Annotated in this window: 18 protein-coding genes; all 18 read left to right on the top strand. The window is 61.5% G+C overall.

Going from position 1 to position 18,589, the window contains the following annotated elements; all coding sequences use genetic code 11:
• The first annotated feature begins 123 nt into the window (after nucleotides 1-123).
• The 18 genes from M5C98_RS03690 to M5C98_RS03775 all read left to right on the top strand — a co-directional run bounded on the left by M5C98_RS03690 (nucleotide 124) and on the right by M5C98_RS03775 (nucleotide 18,499).
• Complete coding sequence (locus tag M5C98_RS03690; protein WP_272551035.1) at nucleotides 124-1,866, top strand: GspE/PulE family protein; 1,743 nt, start codon at nucleotides 124-126, stop codon at nucleotides 1,864-1,866.
• Nucleotides 1,859-3,130: a type II secretion system F family protein gene (locus M5C98_RS03695; RefSeq protein ID WP_272551036.1), complete on the top strand. Its 1,272-nt coding sequence runs from the start codon at nucleotides 1,859-1,861 to the stop codon at nucleotides 3,128-3,130. Before M5C98_RS03690 ends, M5C98_RS03695 begins: the two co-directional genes overlap by 8 nt.
• Nucleotides 3,131-3,158: 28 nt before the next feature.
• Nucleotides 3,159-3,614, top strand: a complete 456-nt coding sequence (gene gspG / locus M5C98_RS03700; protein WP_272551038.1) for a type II secretion system major pseudopilin GspG — start codon at nucleotides 3,159-3,161, stop codon at nucleotides 3,612-3,614.
• Nucleotides 3,615-3,640: 26 nt separating this feature from the next.
• Nucleotides 3,641-4,087, top strand: a complete 447-nt coding sequence (locus tag M5C98_RS03705) for a GspH/FimT family pseudopilin (RefSeq protein ID WP_272551040.1) — start codon at nucleotides 3,641-3,643, stop codon at nucleotides 4,085-4,087.
• Nucleotides 4,084-4,491 carry a PulJ/GspJ family protein gene (locus M5C98_RS03710; protein ID WP_272551042.1) on the top strand — a complete coding sequence of 136 codons (408 nt, stop codon included), beginning with the start codon at nucleotides 4,084-4,086 and terminating at the stop codon, nucleotides 4,489-4,491. The genes M5C98_RS03705 and M5C98_RS03710 overlap by 4 nt, the downstream gene beginning before the upstream one ends.
• Entirely contained in the window at nucleotides 4,491-5,171 is a 681-nt protein-coding gene (locus M5C98_RS03715) for a prepilin-type N-terminal cleavage/methylation domain-containing protein (protein WP_272551043.1), read from the top strand. The genes M5C98_RS03710 and M5C98_RS03715 overlap by 1 nt, the downstream gene beginning before the upstream one ends.
• A 44-nt stretch (nucleotides 5,172-5,215) precedes the next feature.
• The gene (locus M5C98_RS03720; protein ID WP_272551044.1) at nucleotides 5,216-6,034 is read left to right on the top strand and encodes a type II secretion system protein GspK; all 819 of its coding nucleotides are present in this window, start codon (nucleotides 5,216-5,218) and stop codon (nucleotides 6,032-6,034) included.
• A 7-nt stretch (nucleotides 6,035-6,041) separates the two neighbouring features.
• Nucleotides 6,042-7,379, top strand: coding sequence for a PilN domain-containing protein (locus M5C98_RS03725; protein ID WP_272551045.1), 1,338 nt, complete (start codon nucleotides 6,042-6,044; stop codon nucleotides 7,377-7,379).
• The gene (gene gspM / locus M5C98_RS03730) at nucleotides 7,376-7,936 is read left to right on the top strand and encodes a type II secretion system protein GspM (RefSeq protein WP_272551046.1); all 561 of its coding nucleotides are present in this window, start codon (nucleotides 7,376-7,378) and stop codon (nucleotides 7,934-7,936) included. Before M5C98_RS03725 ends, gspM begins: the two co-directional genes overlap by 4 nt.
• Entirely contained in the window at nucleotides 7,933-8,541 is a 609-nt protein-coding gene (locus M5C98_RS03735) for a hypothetical protein (RefSeq protein WP_272551048.1), read from the top strand. Before gspM ends, M5C98_RS03735 begins: the two co-directional genes overlap by 4 nt.
• 50 nt (nucleotides 8,542-8,591) lie before the next feature.
• Entirely contained in the window at nucleotides 8,592-11,024 is a 2,433-nt protein-coding gene (gene gspD / locus M5C98_RS03740) for a type II secretion system secretin GspD (RefSeq protein ID WP_272551049.1), read from the top strand.
• Between the two features lie 49 nt (nucleotides 11,025-11,073).
• Nucleotides 11,074-11,496, top strand: a complete 423-nt coding sequence (locus M5C98_RS03745) for a hypothetical protein (protein ID WP_272551051.1) — start codon at nucleotides 11,074-11,076, stop codon at nucleotides 11,494-11,496.
• A gap of 196 nt (nucleotides 11,497-11,692) precedes the next feature.
• The gene (locus tag M5C98_RS03750; protein ID WP_272551053.1) at nucleotides 11,693-13,315 is read left to right on the top strand and encodes a cell surface protein; all 1,623 of its coding nucleotides are present in this window, start codon (nucleotides 11,693-11,695) and stop codon (nucleotides 13,313-13,315) included.
• A gap of 97 nt (nucleotides 13,316-13,412) precedes the next feature.
• Entirely contained in the window at nucleotides 13,413-14,318 is a 906-nt protein-coding gene (locus M5C98_RS03755; protein WP_272551055.1) for a peptidylprolyl isomerase, read from the top strand.
• 93 nt (nucleotides 14,319-14,411) lie between these two features.
• On the top strand, nucleotides 14,412-15,212 hold the full coding sequence (locus M5C98_RS03760) for an ABC transporter permease (RefSeq protein WP_272551058.1): 801 nt from the start codon (nucleotides 14,412-14,414) through the stop codon (nucleotides 15,210-15,212).
• Between the two features lie 35 nt (nucleotides 15,213-15,247).
• Nucleotides 15,248-16,540: an ABC transporter ATP-binding protein gene (locus M5C98_RS03765; protein ID WP_272551060.1), complete on the top strand. Its 1,293-nt coding sequence runs from the start codon at nucleotides 15,248-15,250 to the stop codon at nucleotides 16,538-16,540.
• Between the two features lie 140 nt (nucleotides 16,541-16,680).
• Entirely contained in the window at nucleotides 16,681-17,571 is an 891-nt protein-coding gene (locus M5C98_RS03770; protein ID WP_272551062.1) for a class I SAM-dependent methyltransferase, read from the top strand.
• Nucleotides 17,572-17,641: 70 nt separating this feature from the next.
• Nucleotides 17,642-18,499 (top strand): SAM-dependent methyltransferase, encoded by an 858-nt coding sequence (locus M5C98_RS03775; RefSeq protein ID WP_272551064.1) that lies wholly within the window; start codon nucleotides 17,642-17,644, stop codon nucleotides 18,497-18,499.
• Nucleotides 18,500-18,589: the final 90 nt, after the last annotated feature.

Below are 18,589 nucleotides of genomic sequence, written 5' to 3' on the forward strand. Positions count from 1 at the left end.
CGCGCAAGGGGCATGCCTTTTTGCGCCAGGGGCCGCATTGCTGCCGCGGCTACACTTGGACCCCATTGCGCGCATGCCTGATGGCACGCAGCGCCGCTCAAGGCGAGCTTTTTCACCACCTCCATGACGACGAACACCCTTCCCGACCGCATCGAACCCTTGGCAGACGCGACGCCTGCGCCGCGCCCTCCGCTGGGGGAGTTGCTTGTCCAGTCGGGCAAGCTGAGTGCCCGTGACCTGGATCGCGCGCTCTCCGCGCAGCAGGAAATGGGTGGCCTGCTGGGCCGCGTGCTGGTGCGGCTGGGCCTGGTGTCCGAGCTGGACGTGATCCAGTCGCTGTCGCGCCAGTTGGGCATTCCCATCGTGCCGGCCGGCGAGTTTCCCGAACTCATGCCCGAGGTCGAGGGGCTGCTGCCCGAATTTCTGCACGCCAACAGCGTGTATCCGCTGCAGGTCAGCGAAGGCCGCATGCATGTGGCCATGGCCGTTCCGCAGGATGCGTTCGTCGTCAAGGCGCTGCATCTGGCCACGGGCCATGTGATCGTTCCGCACCTGGCGCTGGACAGCGACATCGAAAAAGCCTTGTCCGCGCCCGTGGTGGAGCAGGCGGCCGAAGACGACGAGGCCGATGACGGTTTCGGCGATGGCTCCGATGGCGGCGACTTCGTCGAGCATTTGAAAGACCTGGCCAGCGAAGCGCCCGTCATCCGCCTGGTGAACGCCATCATCGGCCGCGTGATCGATCTGCGCGCCTCCGACATCCACCTGGAGCCGTTCGATGACGGCCTGCACGTGCGCTACCGGGTGGATGGCGTGATCCATGCCGGCGAACTGGTGCCGCCGCGCCTGAGCGCGGCCGTGAATTCGCGGGTCAAGCTGCTGGCCCACCTGGACATCGCGGAGCGCCGCCTGCCGCAGGACGGCCGCATCAAGACGCGCGTCAAGGGCCGCGAACTCGATCTGCGGGTGTCCACCGTGCCCACCGTGCATGGCGAAAGCGTGGTGATGCGGGTGCTGGACCGCGCGAGCGTGCGCCTGCAACTGGAAACGATGGGTTTCGAGAAAGACACGCTGGAGCGGTTCAACGGCCTGCTCGCACGGCCCCACGGCATCTTGCTGGTCACCGGCCCGACGGGCTCCGGCAAGACGACCACGCTGTATGCGGCCTTGTCGAAGATCGATGCGGGGGCCAACAAGATCATCACGGTCGAAGACCCGGTCGAGTACCAGCTGGAGGGCATCAACCAGATCCAGGTGCATCCGCAGATCAACCTGACCTTCGCCAACGCGCTGCGCTCCATCCTGCGCCAGGACCCCGACATCATCATGATCGGCGAAATGCGCGACGGAGAGACGGCGCAGATCGCGGTGCAATCGGCGCTCACGGGGCACTTGGTGCTGTCCACCCTGCACACGAACACGGCCGCCGGCGCCGTGATCCGGATGAAAGACATGGGCGTCGAGGGCTATCTGATCACCTCGGCGGTCAACGGCGTGCTGGCGCAGCGCCTGGTGCGCACGCTGTGCGGCCAGTGCAAAGAGCCCTTCGAGCCGGGCGAAGAGGTGCGGCAGAGCACGGGGCTGGCGCGTTTCAGCGGGGTGGGCCAGGCCATCTACCGGGCCGTGGGATGCGAGCACTGCCGAGGCTCCGGCTACCGTGGCCGGACCGGCATCCACGAACTTTTCGTGCTGGACGAGCCCATGCGCCGCGCCATCATCGAAGGCCGCGACGCCAACGCGTTGAATGCATTGGCAACCGCAGGCGGCATGCTCAACCTCTACGAAGACGGATTGCGCAAAGTGGCCGCAGGCATGACCACGCTCGACGAACTCGCCCGCGTGACACAGGATCAAGCCGATGCCTGATTACGTCTGGCGTGCCGCTGCCGCCTCGGGCAAAGTGGTCGAAGGCCGGCTCACTGCCATCAATGAAGCCCAGGCGCTCAAGCAACTCAGGGCGCAGGGCCTCACGCCATTGACCATCAGCGACTCGATCGCCGCCGCGGGTGCGGGCGCCAACAGTGCCATGGGCGCCGCGTCCGCCAACGAGGCCATCGGCGCTGCCGCCGTGCCCAAAGGGCGCAGCGGCAAGGGGCCGGTCAAGGCGGCCGATGTGCTTGCCCTCACGTCTGAACTGTCCATCATGCTGCGGGCCGGGCTCGCCCTGGACAACGCGCTGCGCGTGCTCATCGACATGAGCCACAAGCCCAGCATGGCCGAGTTGCTGCAGGGCATTCTGGACGCGGTCAAGGGCGGTACGCCGCTCAGCCGGGCCTTGTCGCAGCACCGCGAGCTGTTCGGCGATTTCTACATCAACATGATCCGCTCGGGCGAGGCCAGCGGCCAGATGTCGTCGGTGCTGGAGCGGCTCGTGGAGCACATGGAGCGCCAGCGCGCGCTGCGCGACAGCGTCATCTCCGCCACAATCTATCCGGCGATCCTTCTCGGCGTGGCCGTACTGTCGCTCATCGCCATGCTGGGATTCGTGGTGCCGCAGTTCGAAAAGCTGTTCACCGACATGGGCGATGCGCTCCCGATGCCGACCCAGATCGTCATGGCGCTGGGCCATGCCTTCACGCGCTACGGCCTGTTCATCGGCATCGTGGCCCTGGGCCTGGGGCTGATGGTGCGCCGCTGGGCGGCCTCTCCCGCAGGGCGGCAATGGTGGCAGGCACGGCTGCTGAAGCTGCCGCTCATGGGGCGCCTGGCGCTGAAATACCAGCTCACGCTGTTCTCGCGCTCCCTGGGCACCCTGCTCGGCAATGGCGTGCCCATGCTGACGGCACTGCACATCGCGACGGAAACCGTCGGCAACACCGTTTTGCAGCAGGCACTGGCCCGCGTCGCCCCCATCGTGAAAGAAGGCGGGAAAGTCGTACAGGCCATCTCCGCCACGGGGATTTTCGAGCCCCTGGCGATCAACCTGATCCGTGTGGGCGAGGAAACGGGCCGCATCGGCCAGATGATGCTCGAGCTGTCCAATATATTGAACCGTGAAGTCGAAACCGGTATCAAACGGCTTCTCACGCTGGTAGAGCCCGTACTCATTCTGGTGCTGGGTGTTTTGATCGCCGCCATCATTGTTTCCATCCTTCTCGGGATCCTGTCCATCAATGACCTCGCCGTATAATTTTTGTTTGTCCAAGGAGTCCTTTTTCATGGCGCATTCCCGTGCTGGCCGCTCCTGTGGCGCCCCTTTGCAACGCAAATCCGCTCGCGGCTTCACGCTGATCGAACTGCTGGTCGTTCTGGCCATCCTGACGCTTCTGGCAGGCCTCGTCGGCCCCCGTGTTTTGAACCAGCTGGGCGGTGCCAAGGCCAAGACGGCCGGTGTGCAGATCGCCGATCTGGACAAGTCGCTTGAACTGTTCAAGCTCGACGTGGGGCGCTACCCCTCGACGGAAGAAGGCCTGGAGGCGCTGGTGAAGCGCCCCGGTTCCGTGAACGGCTGGACGGGTCCTTACCTCAAGGGTGGCGTGCCTGCAGACCCTTGGGGCCATCCTTACCGCTATGCCAACCCCGGCCCGAACGGCGGCATCGAGATCCTGTCGCTCGGCTCCGATGGCGCCCCTGGCGGTGAAGGCGAAGCCGCCGACATCCGCAACACGCCCTGATCGCCTGCTTTCTCAGGCGTCCTGCCATGCGGCGCGAGCGCGGCTTTACGCTGGTCGAATTGCTGGTCGTGTTCGCCATTCTGGCGCTCGTGATCGGCTTGGCGCCATTGGCCTTTGATCGTTTGCGGGACTCTGCGCAGTACCGTGACACGGTCCGCACGATGATCAGCCAGATGCGTGCCGCCCGTTTCACCGCCATGGCGGAAGGGCGGGAGGTACGCTTCTCTGTCGACTTGAAGAACCGCATGTACGGCAACGACTCTGCCCTGAAGCCGTTGCCGCAGCCGCTGCAATTGCGTGCGATCGTGGCCGGTACCGAATTGAATGCGCAGAGCCAGGCGGCCATCCGCTTCCTGCCGGGTGGCGGCGCCACGGGCGGCAGCATCGAAATCCTGAGGGCGCCCGGAGTCGGCACTCGCTTGCGGGTGGACTGGCTGTCGGGGCGCGTGACGCAAGAGGCCCTCACCCGATGATGCGGGGCCTGCATCGCCGCCAGCGGGGCTTGACCTTGCTGGAGTTGCTGGTGGCCTTCGCCATCATGGCGCTGTCGCTCGGCATGCTTTACCGCGCCATGGGCAGCAGCGCGCGCAGCGTCGCGGACGTGGATCGCTATCAACGCGCGGTGGTGCTGGCCGAGTCGTTGCTCTCCCTGCGCGACGCCATTCCCGAGCAGGGCTTGAACCAGTCGGGGGAGTCCGCAGGCTACCAGTGGCGCATCACCACGGCGCCCTATGCGACGGAGTTCAAAGGGCCCGCCATCCCGCCTTTGCACGAGGTGAACATCGTCATCTCCTGGTCGGACGGTGTGCGCCTGCGCAACTTCGAACTGAACACCTTGCGGCCACAGCGCAAGCCGCCCGAGCCGGGGCGTGGATGATGAAGCGCTTGCCCGAAGGCTCGAAGGCGCCGCGCCAGCACGGCTTTACCTTGGTGGAACTGCTGGTGGTCATCACCTTGCTTTCGCTGGTGATGCTGGCCCTGGGGTCTGCGTTGCGTACCACGGCGCAAACGGAAGCGAGGGTGGATCTCCGGATGCTGCGGACCGATGAGCTTCGGGTGGCCAACGGGTTTCTGCGCTCGGTGCTGGGCCGGGTGTCTCTGCAAAAGCGGGCCGCTGTCGTCTCCATTGACGAGAGCCCGTACTTTTTCATCGGGCTGCCCGAGGAAATGGCTTGGGTGGGTGTGATGCCAGCCCGTTATGGTGTGGGTGGGCGCTACCATTTTCGATTGGGCGTGCTGGACCAGGCGTCGGGACCTGCTTTGGTGTTGCGGTACTTGCCTTGGATCGATGGGGGCGGGGCGCCGGATTGGAGCCAGGCCGCCAGTTACGTGCTGGTGGACGGAATGACCGGCTTTTCGCTCCGGTACGAAGACGCCAATGAAGAGCCTCCCGTTTGGGGCGCTCCCTGGAAGGCGGTTGATCGGCTGCCTCAGCGGGTTTCGATCGCGATCCGGACCTCCGCAGGTGCTTGGCCGGACATCGTCATTCCGATGCGCGTTCTCCCATCCAGCGATCCGGCCAGCGACGGAGCCACTTTTGGCGGGAGCCGCTCGTGAATCAGTGCAAACCAAGTAAGCACCGTAACAAGAAACAGGGCGGGATGGCCCTATTGGCCGTGCTCTGGATGGTCGCGGCCCTCACCATCATCGTGTCTGGCCTGACACGGTCCATCAGGGAAGAGGCGCGCGTCATGTCCTTGTCGCGCCAGAACGTCCAGGCGCAAGCGCTGGGCGATGCCGCAATTCAACTGGCATTGCAGGCCCTGGTGGCCAGCAACACTCCCCTGGCCCGCACCCGGCAGGCGCAGATCGACTATCGCGGGGTCACGATGCAGGTCCAGGCCATGCCTTTGAATGGCCTGATCGACATCAATGGTGCGCCTGTTGCCTTGCTGGCAAAGCTCTTTTCGGTTGCGGGCGAGATGCCGGCAGAGGCGGCCCAGGGGCTCGCTCAAGCCACAGTGGAAATGCGTGAACGGCGTGATCCACGCGGTGTGCCGCAGCGTTTCGAATCGGAAGAAGACCTGCTCAAGGTGCCCGGGGTGGACTACACCCTCTATGCTAGACTTTCGCCGCTCATCACTGCAGATCTTCGAGGGCGAGGCTTGGTCAATCCGATGGCTGCGCCCATGGAAGTACTGACTGTCCTTGCCGGAGGAAACGCTGCAGTCGCCATGCGCATCGTCGCGGACCGGGATGCCGGCGCTGAAGGCATCGACACCACGGCCCTGGAGGCCGCATTTTTAGATAACTCGACGGTTCGGCGGCTGCGAATCCAGGCAAGGGTTCCCATGCCGGACGGTGTTTGGTTGCGCGTATCGCGCAGCATCGATTTCAACGCGCGTTCGAAGGGCGGTTTGCCGTGGCAGACCTTCCGTGCCAGTTCAGGCGTTGAGCCCGTGATACGTAAAAACTCCTGAGCCACCAATGCCTTCCATTTCCTCCGATGCCCGTTTCCTGGGAATCGATTTGCACGCGCTCTGGCGTGATGTCCGCAGCCCCTGGCAGGGCATGCATGCTTGGCCGCTGTTCTCCTGGTTGACGCCGTCCGCGCCGGTCGTGCTGCTCCATCCCGAGGACGGCCTCTCTTTCTGGCTGGGGGACGAAAAACAGTCCAAGGTAGCGGGCCCGGTCAAGGCCAGCTTCACTGCCGTGGAGCTGCCTGAAGAATTCGTGCTTCGCCGGACGCTGACCTTGCCTCCCATGGCTGAATCGGACATTGCCAAGGCTGGTGCTCTGGAAGTGCGCGCCATCAGCCCCTTTCCCGAGGCGGATCTGGTGTGGGGCTATCGCTTGCTCGAAGGCACTGCTGGCAGTTCCCGAATCGAGCTGGCCTTGGCATCTCGCAAGCAGGTCGCCCAATACCTCGCATCCCAGGCCGCTCGCCTTGGCGGCGTGTCAAACCCGGAAGTCTGGGTGCGTAGCAATCAACAGCGCCCCATCGTGCTTGGAGGCTATGGTGAAGGCTTGCGCCATGCGCACGCACTGAGATGGATGCGCGCGGGCTATGGGCTTTTGCTCTCGATGGCCGTTCTGGCCGTCGCCATTGCGGTGACCCCTACGCTTCAATTGCGTGAGCGCGCGATCGAGGCGGCGCAGAGCTACCAGGATGCGGCCAAGCGCACGGCTCCGGTCGTCGCCAAGCGGGATGCACTCATGCAATCTGCAGAAAAGCTCGGAATGCTGTCGGAAGTGCTTGCCACGCGCATTGAGCCTTTGCGTGCGTTGGACAAGCTCACCCAGCTACTGCCGGACGATACCTATCTGCAGAGTTTTCGCATGCAAGGCGCCAAAGTGACCATCGTGGGAATGACCGGAAACGCTGCCGCCCTGATGCAGGTGCTGGGCAATGAGCCGGGGTTGCGAGAGGTCCGTGCCCCATCCGCTGCCACCCGGATGGGAAATTCCGCCAAGGAAACGTTTGCCATTGAATTCACGCTGGATCCTCAGTTTTTCGGAGTGGTGGGTAGTGCAACCGCAGGCAAGGCCGCTATGCCCTCCACTGGGGCCATGACTCCGGCCCTTGTGCCCGCGGGCGTTGCCAGCGCTGCCGCTTCAGGCGCCAGCGTAGCCGGGGCGTCTGCCGTCCCAGCCTCTGCGCTGCCTGCCAATTCATCCCCCAGCGCAGTCGCACCGCCACCGGCCAGTGCATCTCCATCGGCCGGTGGAGCTGCCTTTGGCGGATCGGTCGCCACATTCGGCGGCCATACCACCACGGCGCCTGCATTGCCCGCTTCTTCGCCTGCGAACCGTACCAAGCCATGAAACGCATTTCATCCCGTGAGGGGCTGATCCTCGTCTGTACTCTGGCTCTGGCGATTCTCCCTCTGGTCTTGTTGGGCTGGTACATCGCTGAAAAGCACCAAGGTGCCGAGTCTCAACTGGCGCAAATGGAGCCGCGCTATGCGCGGCTTCTGGGGTTGGAGTCGCAGCGGGCAGATATTGAAGCCGTGCTTTCTCAGGCCAATGCGGCAAGAACGCAGTACATCTATCCGGCGTCCCAGGATGCCAACCAGACTGGCAATGCGGCCCAGCAGCGGATCCGGGATATCTTCAGCGCGGCTGGCTTGCAGGTGATCAGCAGCCAAGTGCTGCCAGCCAAGGACGAGAAGGGCTTTGATCGCATTCCCCTGACCGTGCGGACCGAGGGCGAAATGCTGGCTCTGCAAAGTGCACTGGCCGTTCTGACCAGTCAAATGCCCATCATCGTCATCAATGATCTGGACATTCAACTGCAGGGCGGCTATGCCAACTCGGATCCCAAGGTCGCCCCCCGGCTGTCGGCGCAGTTCGGCCTCAGCGTATTGCGGGAGCGCACATGAAGCGGTATGCCTTGCATCTGCTGCTGCTGGCCAATGCAGCGTTGCTGATTCTTCTGGCATGGATGTGGGTGGCGCCGGATGGAAGCGTTCGCAATGTGCATTGGCAAGAACCAACGCCACACCGCACGGATTTCGCCGCCATGCTTCCCGCGTTGCCAGGGGTGACCAATGCAGACACCGGGCAGTTCATTGCGATGCTGGATCGTCCATTGTTTGCTTTCACGCGCAGGCCGCCTCCACCGCCTCCGCCGCCCAAGGCTGCCGAGGAAGTGCAGGTCGACAACCTCAGCACCGCTCGCTTGTCAGGCGTCTTTGTCGGCGATGGTGCAGGAGGCATCATCATCGAAGTGGCAGGCAAGCACCGCCGTGCACGCTTGAATGACAACATCGAAGGGTGGACGCTCCAGTCCATCAACGGTCGCAATGTCACATTCATCAAGGGTGACCAAAGCCGTGTCCTGCAACTGCCTCGTGCAGCCGTTACTTCGTATACCGGCATGGCTCCAGCAGCACCGGTTGGCGCTCCAACATCGATCGGACGAGGGGCGGTGCAACCTCCAGCCCGGTCCGCCCCCCCTCGCGCAACATTTGGCGGCCGTTCTTAATGAACATGCTTCCAATCTGTTCGTTTCTCCCCGTTTCCAGGCAAGCAGTCATGACCCCTTACCGACACGCACTAACCGCTATTGCGCTGGCCACTTGTCAGTTGGCCATAGCCCAGTCGCAGCAGTCCGCCCCCGCAACCGGTAGCAGCAACCTCGTTACGGAGTCGAGCGGCGCAGTGATGCCAAGCTCTGCGTCTGATTCGTCCGCCAATGCCGCGCCGAAGAAGGCTGACAAACCTTTGGCAGAGGGCGAGCTTCCTGCAGCGGAGCCGCGCTACATCATCGGAAACGATCGTGTGATCGCTCCGGCCAAGCCGGTGGCCGCAGTACAAGGCGCTCCGTTGTCCTTCAATTTCGAAGAGGCGCCGGTGGCAGAGGTCGTTCGCACCATTTTGGGAGATATCCTCAAGACGGACTACGTGCTTCACCCACCGTTGAGCGGGACGGTAACGTTGGCGACACGCACGCCCATTGCGCCGGATCAGGCAGTTTTCCTGCTGGAGAGTTCCTTGCAGGCCAACGGACTCGCCATGTTGCGCGATGCCCGCGGCACTTATCACGTCGGTCGGCCTGATGCATTGCGCAGCATTGGTGGGTCTGTTCGCCAAGTAGGCAATGGCCCGCTGCCCCCTGGCTCTGGTGCCATCATCGTGCCGCTGCAATACATCGGTGCGAGCGAAATGGCATCCATTCTTCGACCGATGATGCCCCCCGATGCCGTCGTGCGGGTAGACAACGTGCGCAATCTGCTGATTCTGAGTGGGACGCGTACTCAAGCCGAAGGGTGGCTTGATCTGGTGAACACTTTCGATATCGATTTGCTCAAAGGCATGTCTGTCGGGGTGTTTCCGTTGAAGCATGCGTCGATCAAGGAAGTGGAAACCGCGCTGCGTCTGGTGAGCGGCGGCGGTGCCGCGGCGGCTTCCCCGAATGTCGGAGGAGCCGTCGCTGCAGGAACACCGGGTGCTGCGCAGGCGAATGCGGCCAGTGCGGCGCAGGCCATGCTGGGTGAAGGCAATCCTCTCTTCGGCGCTCTGCGCATCATGCCCATCGAGCGGCTCAACAGCATTTTGGTGGTAACGCCACGCGCTTCCTATTTGGAGGAAGCCCGCCGCTGGATCGAAAAGTTGGACCAGCCCAGCGACAACGGGTCTGAGCCGCAGCTCTTTATCTACCAGGTGCAGAACGTCAATGCCAAGCATCTTGCGAGCGTGCTTAGCGGTATTTTCGGGGGGCAGACTGGCAGCTCGAATGTTGCCAATAGTGGTGTAGCCCCTGGGTTCGGAAGTGCGACAGGAAGCTCCTTTGGTCAGCAGCAGGGCGGATTGGGAGGCGTCGGCAACACCTTCGGCGGCGGTGGCTCCAGCTATTCAGGTGGCATTGGCTCCAGTGCGAGATCTTCTGGACTGACCGGCAGCGGGTTTTCCGGCAGCGGGACGAGTGCTTTTGGTAATCGCAACACCAATGCGCAGGGGACGCAGCAACAAGGAACCCTGAGTGCCAACTTGGGCAGTGTGCGAGTGATGGCCGATGAACTGAACAACTCCGTACTTATTTGGGGTACGCGATCAGAATACTCAAAGATCGAAGCTGCATTGAAAAGGCTGGATCTTCCTCCGACGCAGGTGTTGATCGAGGCGAGCATCATTGAAGTGACGTTGAACGATGATCTGCAGTACGGTTTGCAATGGTCGTTCAACAACAGCCGTAACGGGTACACCGGCCAGGGGCTTGTGAGTGGTCTCAATCCCACGACGGCCAATAGGAATACATTATTGGGCGGGGCATCCCAAGGCTTCTCTTACGTTCTCAGCAGCTCGACGGGCGTTCAGGCCGTGCTCAATGCATTGGCGGACAAGTCGCTCTTGAAGGTCATCTCCAGCCCATCACTCATGGTGTTGGACAACCACACGGCTTCCATCAATGTTGGTAACCAAGAGCCAGTGAGTACAACGACCGTTAGCTTTGTCGACAATGCCAACGCATCTACCAGTTCCGTTCAATATAAGGACACTGGCGTCAACCTAGTTGTCACGCCATCGGTCAACGCTGGCAACATCGTGAACATGCAAGTGGATCAAACGGTGACCGATTTGGGGGCCGTAAGGAGCAATGCCAACAATCAACCTGCCTTTTTGCAACGCCAGATCAGCAGCAAGGTGGCGGTGCGGTCGGGGGAGACCATCGTGCTTGGAGGTCTGATCAAGGACAACAGCACGGTTGGCAAGGCGGGAGTGCCTTTGTTGCAAGATATTCCGGTACTTGGAAATCTATTTGGCACTAACAGCAACACCAGCAATCGGACAGAGTTGTTGGTAGTGCTAACCCCCCGTGTCGTGCGAACTGATATCGACATCCGGGAAGTGAGCGAAGACTTACGGGACCGGATGAAAGGTTTGAGAGTCATCGAACTCAAGGAACGGGGCACTGCTGGTGCGCCAAAAAATCCACAAGCACCCGTGCAACCTGCTCAGCCGAATTGAGTCGGAGAGCGTCGTCACACTAGATAGTTAACAGGAGATCAGTACAGCCATGGTTCAGACCGCTACTTTCCGCCGCCGGATGGGCGCCATTTCTTTGATTGCCGGTGCTTTGGCACTTTCCGGGTGCGCCGCGTTCAAGCCCGCCACTCCAGAGCAGATCGTTCAGCAGCGTGCGACGGAGTATTGGCAAGCGCGAGTGGCAGGCCAGTATGACAAGGCTTACGCTTTGTCCACGCCCGCCTATCGCAAAACCAAGACGGCCGATCAATTCAAGATGCAGTTCGGTGCGGGTGTTGCGGTCAAGAGCGTAGAAGTCACGAAAGTCACTTGCGAAAGTGACAAATGCACCACACAGGTGAAATTGGGGGTCCAGCCTGCCATGATCGGGGCAAAGCTTGGTACGATCGACAGCTACCTGAACGAGACATGGCTCCTTGAAGACGGCCAATGGTGGCACTACCAAGATCTTTGATAGGTATCCCCGAAGCCGTTTGCAAGCAGTTTGCGAAGCAAGATTCACCCAACCGCAAACGGTGTTGCATTTCCTCAACAACAGGTTTTGTTACAGCGGTTCCGTTGTACAACACGTTAGAGCGCTGTGCTACCATCCCTTAGCGTAATCAATCGTGGTAGTTGCGCTTACCAACTTTTTAACTGGAGTTCTTGATATGAGAAAAAATGTTCTGGCCCTGAGCATTGCTGCCATGATTGGTGGCCTGGGCTTTGCTGGCGCCGCATCTGCTGATGTGGTCGTTGGTACGGCTCCTCTGAAGCCAACGACTGCTACGACGATGTCGTTCGCAGAAGGCGGCGTGGGTCATGCACTGCTGATTCCTTACTTCAATGCGCAAAACGGCAACATGACCGTGATGCACGTTGTGAACACCGACACCTCCAACGGCAAGGCTGTGAAGGTTCGTTTCCGCGGCGCCCTGAACTCCGACGACATTCTTGACTTCCAAGTCTTCATGTCGCCTGGTGACGTGTGGACCGCTGCCGTGACGGCTGGCGCTGACGGCGTGGCACAAATCGTGACCGCTGACGGTACCTGCACGTTGCCTACCCTGGCCAAGGGTGTGAACCAGCGTTTTGTGACCGACCGTCTGAACCCCGGCATCGCCGACGCAGATAAGGCCAACAACACGCGTGAAGGCTACGTTGAAATCTTCAACATGGCTGACATTCCTCAGCTGCTGGCTGGCACGACCACGGTCAACCCACTGTACACGGCTATCAAGCACGTGAACGGCGTTGCACCTTGCACCCCTGCCGCTCTGAACGCTACGCTGCAAAACTTCACGTCGCCTGCCGCCGTGGCTGCAGCTGGCTTCGACACGCCTTCGACCGGTCTGCTGGGTGACTGGTACATCCTGAACGTTGCTCAAACGACGACGTTCTCGGGCGGTGCAACCGCAATCCGTGCTGAAAACGCTGGTGCTCAAGCCATCGGCAACTTCGTGCACTTCCCACAATCGGCCAGCGCCGCGCCTACGCCTGATACGTACACGGCTGACCCGCTGTTCCGTACCGTGAACGTGTTCACGACCGGCACGACGGCACCTACGACCGTGCCTGCAATCGCAGCTGCGAACTACGACCTGCCAGACATGTCGACGCCTTACGTGACGGCTCCTAACGCTACGGCACCTCTGACGCAAGCTCGCTTGCTGACGAACGCCCTGGCTATTACGTCGATCGCTAACCAGTACGCTAACGACGCGAGCATCTCCGCCAAGACGGACTGGGTGTTCTCCATGCCTACCCGTCGTTACAACGTGGCGTCTAACTACGCTGCTGCGCAAACCGGTGGTAACGCTGCTCAAGTTCGTTACTTCTCCGACTTGATCGCTACCGGCAACGGTGTTGGCGACGAGCGTTTCAACCCAGGCAACACGTCGCTGGCTACCACTGGTGGTGCCATCTGCGTGAGCTCGACGGGCCAAGCGTTCTTTGACCGCGAAGAAACCACGACCACGACCGGCGCAGTGTTCTCGCCTGGTTCCATCACGCAGACCCGTTTCTGCGGTGAAACCAGCGTGCTGAGCTTCGTGGACACCGGCACTTCCGTGCTGGGTGGCTCGGTTGCTCGTCAAACCCTGTCGACCGGTTCGTTCACCAACGGCTGGAGCCGCGTGGATGTGCCTAACGTCGTTGGCGGTCAATCGCTGGGTCTGCCAATCCTGGGCGCTTCGTTCATCAAGCTGAGCAACCCAAGCGCTGCGGCTGGCACGTCCGGTACCTACGGTATCACGTGGCCCCACCGCTTCACGTTCCCTACGGTTACTCCTTAATTCGTACGGCACTTTTCACAGCAATGTGAACCAAAAAAGGCGGGGGCAACCCCGCCTTTTTTTTTAATGCTTTTTTGATGGAGTGTTGGATTTGCACATGATTCGCTCAACCTATCGCCTGCTTGCCTTGGCAGCACTTTCTGCAACCGCTCTTTCCGTTCACGCCCAAGCTCCGGTGTTGATCCAGGGGCCAAAAGTCGCGATCGATACGCTGGACATTCAAGCGGACTCTCTTCGCATGCCTGCCGAGATGCGCGACACAGTTCTGGCTCGTGCTCAAACCGTCACGCAGATCGCCTCTAATCTGTACGCACGCCGGGTGATGGCATCGCGTGCAGAAACCGAAGGGGTAGAAAAGGACCCTGAGGTTGCAGCAGCCCTGAAGATTGCGCGGGACAAAGTGCTATCAGATGCTTACATCGCGAAAATCGACAAGCAAAGCACGCCTACCGATGCAGCCGCTGAAGGCTTTGCACGAGACATCTACAAGGCCAAGCCTGAGCGCTTCAAGGCGCCGGAACAAGTTCGTGTGAGGCATATTCTTGTTGAGGGGTCAGACGCCAATTCCCGCGCACAGATCGAAAAGATCATGCAGAAACTCAAATCAGGCGCAGACTTCGCCAAATTGGCCCAAGAGCGTTCCGCAGACAAGGGCTCCGCCGCAAAGGGTGGAGATTTAGGCGCTTTTGAGCGCGGCCGCATGGCGCCACAATTCGACGAAGCCGCTTTTGCATTGACCAAGCCTGGTCAACTCAGCGATGTCGTCGAAACCCAGTTCGGGTTTCACATTCTCAAGCTTGAAGAGCGTATTCCAGCACGCACTCGGTCGTTCAGCGAAGTTCGCGAAGAGTTGATGAACGAGGTTCGCAACAACATTCGCCAGGAAGCGCGAGTGGCAGAAGCGCAGAGGATGCAACAAGAGGCGAAAATTGATGCCTCCGCGATTGCCTCTTACGCCCAGTCTTATGCGGCAAAGATTCCGTCCACTAAGATCGCTCCCTGAGGTTCCACGTTGGTTGAGGTGAAGCAAGTGCCCTTTCGGTCACTTGCTTCTTTTATTGCTGATGGGCCTGCTGCCATCCTCTGAACAAGCTGCATGCAAACTCTGTGGAATGAATGGCGCGCAATCTGGAGTGCGCGCTCACTGGTGTGGGTTCTTGTGCAACGCGAGGTGGCCGCGCGCCACGCAGGCACCGCTGTTGGCGTGCTTTGGCCCTATCTGCAGCCCCTGCTGACGGTGGCCGCGTACTACCTGGTTTTCGATGTGGTGTTCTCCATGCGGTTGGGCGAAGGGGCTCCTACGCACGCCGTGGGCACATTCCTGATCGTGGGCGCGCTTCCCTGGATGGCGTTTTGCGATGCGGTGTCACGGGGCATGAACAGCCTGATAGAAGCGGGCAGCATGCTGCAGAAAAACCCGCTGCCGCCGGTGTTGTTCACCACCCGCTCTGTGATGGCCAGTTGCGTGATTTTCGGGCCGTTGCTGGCGCTGGTCGCTTTGGCCTATACGCCGCTTCACGGCTTTCGTCCCGCCGTCGCAGCGATCTTGCCATTGATGGCGCTGCAATTGGTTCTGAGTGTTTTGATCGCCTATCTGCTGGCCATTTTGGCGGCGGCCTTGCGGGACACGGTTCAACTGGTGGGTTTTTTGCTGTCGGTGGGGATTTACCTTACCCCCATTCTTTTTCCCCTGACGCTGTTTCCTGAAAATTGGCGTTGGGTCCTCTGGCTCAATCCGATGACCGCGCTGGTGATCGGATACCAACAGGTGTTGTTGCAGGGCGTGTTGCCGCCGCCGATCGTGTGGTGGGTCGCCTTGACCTGGGTGGTGGTCGTTGCGGTAGCGCTGAATGTGGTGGTCAAGCGCAGCCGTGACCAATTGGTGGACTGGCTATGAGTGAGATCACACAAACCAGCCGGCCAGGTAGCGCAATGCCCTGCGATACGGTGCTGAAGGTCGCGAACGTGGGCAAGGAGTACAAGCTCTACGCCTCGCCACGGCAGCGTCTTAAATCGTTGATCACAGGCCGTTCCACGCACCGCAGCCACTGGGCATTGCGCGACGTGTCCTTCGAACTGCAGCGCGGCCAGTGCATCGGCGTCATCGGCGACAACGGCGCGGGCAAAAGCTCGCTGCTCAAGCTGCTGGCGGGGACACTCCAGCCTTCGACCGGCTCGATCGAGCGGGTAGGGCGGGTCACCGCCATTCTGGAACTGGGCGCGGGCTTTCACCCCGACTTCAGTGGACGCGACAACCTGTACTTCGGCGGCAGCCTGATCGGCATCGATCGAGAAGAGATGGCGCGGCTGGAGCCGGAGATCGTCGAATTTTGCGAACTGGGCGAGGCGCTGGACCGGCCGGTGAAGACCTATTCGTCGGGCATGTCGGTCCGGCTGGCCTTTGCGCTGGTGACCGCGGTGCAGCCCGACGTGCTGATCATCGACGAAGCCCTGGCAGTGGGCGATCAGCATTTCCAGAAGAAATGCGTGGATCGGATCATGGCGTTCCGCAATGCCGGCTGCACCATTTTGTTCTGCTCGCACAGCCCGTACCACATCCGCCATCTGTGCGATCTGGCGCTCTGGCTGGACGGGGGGCATGTCAAGCAGTTCGGCCTGACGGAGCCGGTACTGGGCGCCTACGACGTGCACTCCCGCCTTCGCAATGCGGAGACCGCGCACGAAGGCGGCGCAAGCGACGCCCCTGCGCCGGACAATGGGGCTCCGCTGGATTCCGACGCCCCCGCGGCTTCCGGGGCTGCCGCATCGGCCGGCCGCCGCCAGCGCAGTGGCAATGCGCCGGCCCGCGACGATGGCTCCGCCCGCATTCTCTCGGTCGATATCCAGAACCTGGGTGAACCGCAGGACGGCGGCTATGGCAGGCTGTCCGGCAAGGACCTGATCGCCCACATCGTCGTGCGTGGCCGCGGGAACGAGCGGCCCAATGTCGGCTTCATGATCGAGCAGTCCAAGGGAGTCGGCATCACGTCGCTGGCCACCCACGAAGAGGGCGCGGCGCCCGTGTCGCTGGGCGATGGCCTGTGGCGCTCGGTGCTCACGTTTCCCGGCCTGCCGCTGCACAGCGGGGACTACGTGATCAGCACCTTCCTCTTCGACGAGAGCGGCCTGGTGGTGTACGACGAGTGGTTTCAGTTCCTGAACTTCAACTGGGTCGCGCCGACCCTCATGCCCGGGCTGGTGAAATTGCCGCACCACTGGGGATGATGCCGCTGGGGCCGCTGCATCCCTGATGCGGTGCTATATTTTTGATAGCTATCTGCCCTAGTAGAATATGCGCTGGAGCCTTTTTATGCCAATGAAGGTTTGTTGCCTTTCGGCATGATCTTTTCCTTGGCCCTTTACCCATGAATGATCTGATCGCCCCTTCACAAAAGGCCGCCGAGTGGCTGGCCCTTGGAGTCCAGCACCTTGAGCGCAACGAGCGCGCCATGGCCGCAGAGGCTCTGCGCCATGCCTTGCAGGACCGCGAAACGCGACTGGCCGCCCATCAGTTGATCGAGCAGCACACCTTGCCGGGTGCTTTCTCCCAGATGATGGGGCTGAACTGCGAGATCTCTCGCGCCGACGACATCTTCCGTTTCTTCGAGGGCCATCCCTCCAGCACCAATCCCCTGCGAGACTATCTCGCGGACGGCTGGCGAACGCTGTCCGAGCTGATGACGCTGCTGGAAGCCGTGGACCGGCCTTTGCTCAAGACCCCACGGTTCATGGAGTTCGCGAGCGGGCACGGCCGCTTCACGCGGCACCTGGTGAAAGCGCTGGGTGCGGACCGGGTGACGGTGTCCGATGTCGTGCCGGACGCCATGGCGTTCGCGCAGCGCACGTTCGGCGTGCGGAGCGTGCTGTCTTCCACCGTGCCGGAGAGCGTGGTGTGGGACCAGAAGTACGACGTGGTGTTCGTGCTGTCGCTGTTCAGCCACCTGCCGCGCCGCACCTGGGCCCGCTGGCTGCAATGCCTTTACGACGGCGTGGCACCGGGCGGGGTTCTGGTGTTCTCCACGCACGGTTTGAAAGCGGCCGCGCACGACAGCGTCCCACTGGATGAGGATGGTTTCTTCTTCGCCCCTTCCAGCGAATCCCAGGCCATCGATGTGCAGGAATATGGCACTGCGTTCACTTCGGAGGATTTCGTCCTGGCGCGCATCGCCGAAACCGTGGGAATGGACAAGCTCGTTCATCGGTCGCTGGTGCATTTCTGGAACCATCAGGATGCCTATGTGCTGGCCAAGCCCTGATCGCAGGGCTTGAGCCCCCTCCTGGCACCGAGTCCTCTTTCCGAAAACCCTGCGATAGGCGTTTCTTTCCATGGCCACTTTGTTCGATCGCATCCAGCAACGATTTTGGGGACCGCCCCAGTGGGATGCCGAGCGCATTTCCGACGAGTGGTTCCGGGCGCATTTTCACTATGCGGCCGATGTCGTCCAGCATTGGCTGGGTTCGGCGCTGGATGTGAAGACGGCGCGGCTGCTCAACTTCGGTTGTGGCGACGGCATCACGGACCTGGCCCTGGCGCTGCGCCATGGGGCGGCGTCGATCCATGGCATCGATATCCGGCAGGAGTACGCCAAGCTGCCGCGCATCGCGAAAGAGCAGCTGGGCCTTCGCCGCGTGCCGAAGGCCCTGAGCTTCGAGACCATCGCGCCCGCCACGCCGTTGGCGGGGCGGCGGCCCGTGGACGGGATTTTCAGCTGGTCCACGTTCGAGCATGTGAGCCGGGACCAGCTCGAACCCATTGCCCGCGATTTGTACGCCGCGCTGAATCCCGGGGGCGTGTTTTTCCTGCAGATCGAGCCGCTGTATTTTTCTCCTTACGGCTCGCACCTGCGGCGCTATGACGAGGTGCCCTGGCACCATCTGCTGGTGAGCGATGACGAGCTGTGGGCCATCATCCAGGCGCACGAGGGGCCGATCGATGGCGCCGAGCGCGATTTCGGTTTTGACGACTTCGGCGTGGAGGGCTACAAGAAGTTCGTCTTCAACGAGTACAAGACGTTGAACCGGCTGACGGCGGACGAACTCGTCGCCCTGATGACGAAGGTGGGCTTTCAGGTCATTCGCCAGGAGCGGCGCAGTGTGCAGATGGACATTCCACGAGCCCTGCACGGCCAATACCCCGACGAACTGCTGCTCAACAACGAGATCTTCCTGTTGCTGGGCAAGTAACGGCGCATCCCTCTTCGCCGACAGCCATGGCACAAGAGGCGTTGGGGGGGCTGAATGCAAAAGGGCTGCCGGAAATGGCAGCCCTTTTCG

The sequence above is a fragment of the Acidovorax sp. NCPPB 3576 genome, assembly GCF_028473605.1.
In the GTDB taxonomy this organism is placed as follows: Bacteria; Pseudomonadota; Gammaproteobacteria; order Burkholderiales; family Burkholderiaceae_C; genus Paracidovorax.

What these genes read in the sequence shown, in the direction of transcription:
- M5C98_RS03690 (WP_272551035.1), top strand. Translation starts at nt 124, where the DNA reads ATGACGACGAACACCCTTCCCGACCGCATCGAACCCTTGGCAGACGCG.
- M5C98_RS03695 (WP_272551036.1), top strand. Translation starts at nt 1,859, where the DNA reads ATGCCTGATTACGTCTGGCGTGCCGCTGCCGCCTCGGGCAAAGTGGTC.
- gspG (WP_272551038.1), top strand. Translation starts at nt 3,159, where the DNA reads ATGGCGCATTCCCGTGCTGGCCGCTCCTGTGGCGCCCCTTTGCAACGC.
- M5C98_RS03705 (WP_272551040.1), top strand. Translation starts at nt 3,641, where the DNA reads ATGCGGCGCGAGCGCGGCTTTACGCTGGTCGAATTGCTGGTCGTGTTC.
- M5C98_RS03710 (WP_272551042.1), top strand. Translation starts at nt 4,084, where the DNA reads ATGATGCGGGGCCTGCATCGCCGCCAGCGGGGCTTGACCTTGCTGGAG.
- M5C98_RS03715 (WP_272551043.1), top strand. Translation starts at nt 4,491, where the DNA reads ATGAAGCGCTTGCCCGAAGGCTCGAAGGCGCCGCGCCAGCACGGCTTT.
- M5C98_RS03720 (WP_272551044.1), top strand. Translation starts at nt 5,216, where the DNA reads ATGGCCCTATTGGCCGTGCTCTGGATGGTCGCGGCCCTCACCATCATC.
- M5C98_RS03725 (WP_272551045.1), top strand. Translation starts at nt 6,042, where the DNA reads ATGCCTTCCATTTCCTCCGATGCCCGTTTCCTGGGAATCGATTTGCAC.
- gspM (WP_272551046.1), top strand. Translation starts at nt 7,376, where the DNA reads ATGAAACGCATTTCATCCCGTGAGGGGCTGATCCTCGTCTGTACTCTG.
- M5C98_RS03735 (WP_272551048.1), top strand. Translation starts at nt 7,933, where the DNA reads ATGAAGCGGTATGCCTTGCATCTGCTGCTGCTGGCCAATGCAGCGTTG.
- gspD (WP_272551049.1), top strand. Translation starts at nt 8,592, where the DNA reads ATGACCCCTTACCGACACGCACTAACCGCTATTGCGCTGGCCACTTGT.
- M5C98_RS03745 (WP_272551051.1), top strand. Translation starts at nt 11,074, where the DNA reads ATGGTTCAGACCGCTACTTTCCGCCGCCGGATGGGCGCCATTTCTTTG.
- M5C98_RS03750 (WP_272551053.1), top strand. Translation starts at nt 11,693, where the DNA reads ATGAGAAAAAATGTTCTGGCCCTGAGCATTGCTGCCATGATTGGTGGC.
- M5C98_RS03755 (WP_272551055.1), top strand. Translation starts at nt 13,413, where the DNA reads ATGATTCGCTCAACCTATCGCCTGCTTGCCTTGGCAGCACTTTCTGCA.
- M5C98_RS03760 (WP_272551058.1), top strand. Translation starts at nt 14,412, where the DNA reads ATGCAAACTCTGTGGAATGAATGGCGCGCAATCTGGAGTGCGCGCTCA.
- M5C98_RS03765 (WP_272551060.1), top strand. Translation starts at nt 15,248, where the DNA reads ATGCCCTGCGATACGGTGCTGAAGGTCGCGAACGTGGGCAAGGAGTAC.
- M5C98_RS03770 (WP_272551062.1), top strand. Translation starts at nt 16,681, where the DNA reads ATGAATGATCTGATCGCCCCTTCACAAAAGGCCGCCGAGTGGCTGGCC.
- M5C98_RS03775 (WP_272551064.1), top strand. Translation starts at nt 17,642, where the DNA reads ATGGCCACTTTGTTCGATCGCATCCAGCAACGATTTTGGGGACCGCCC.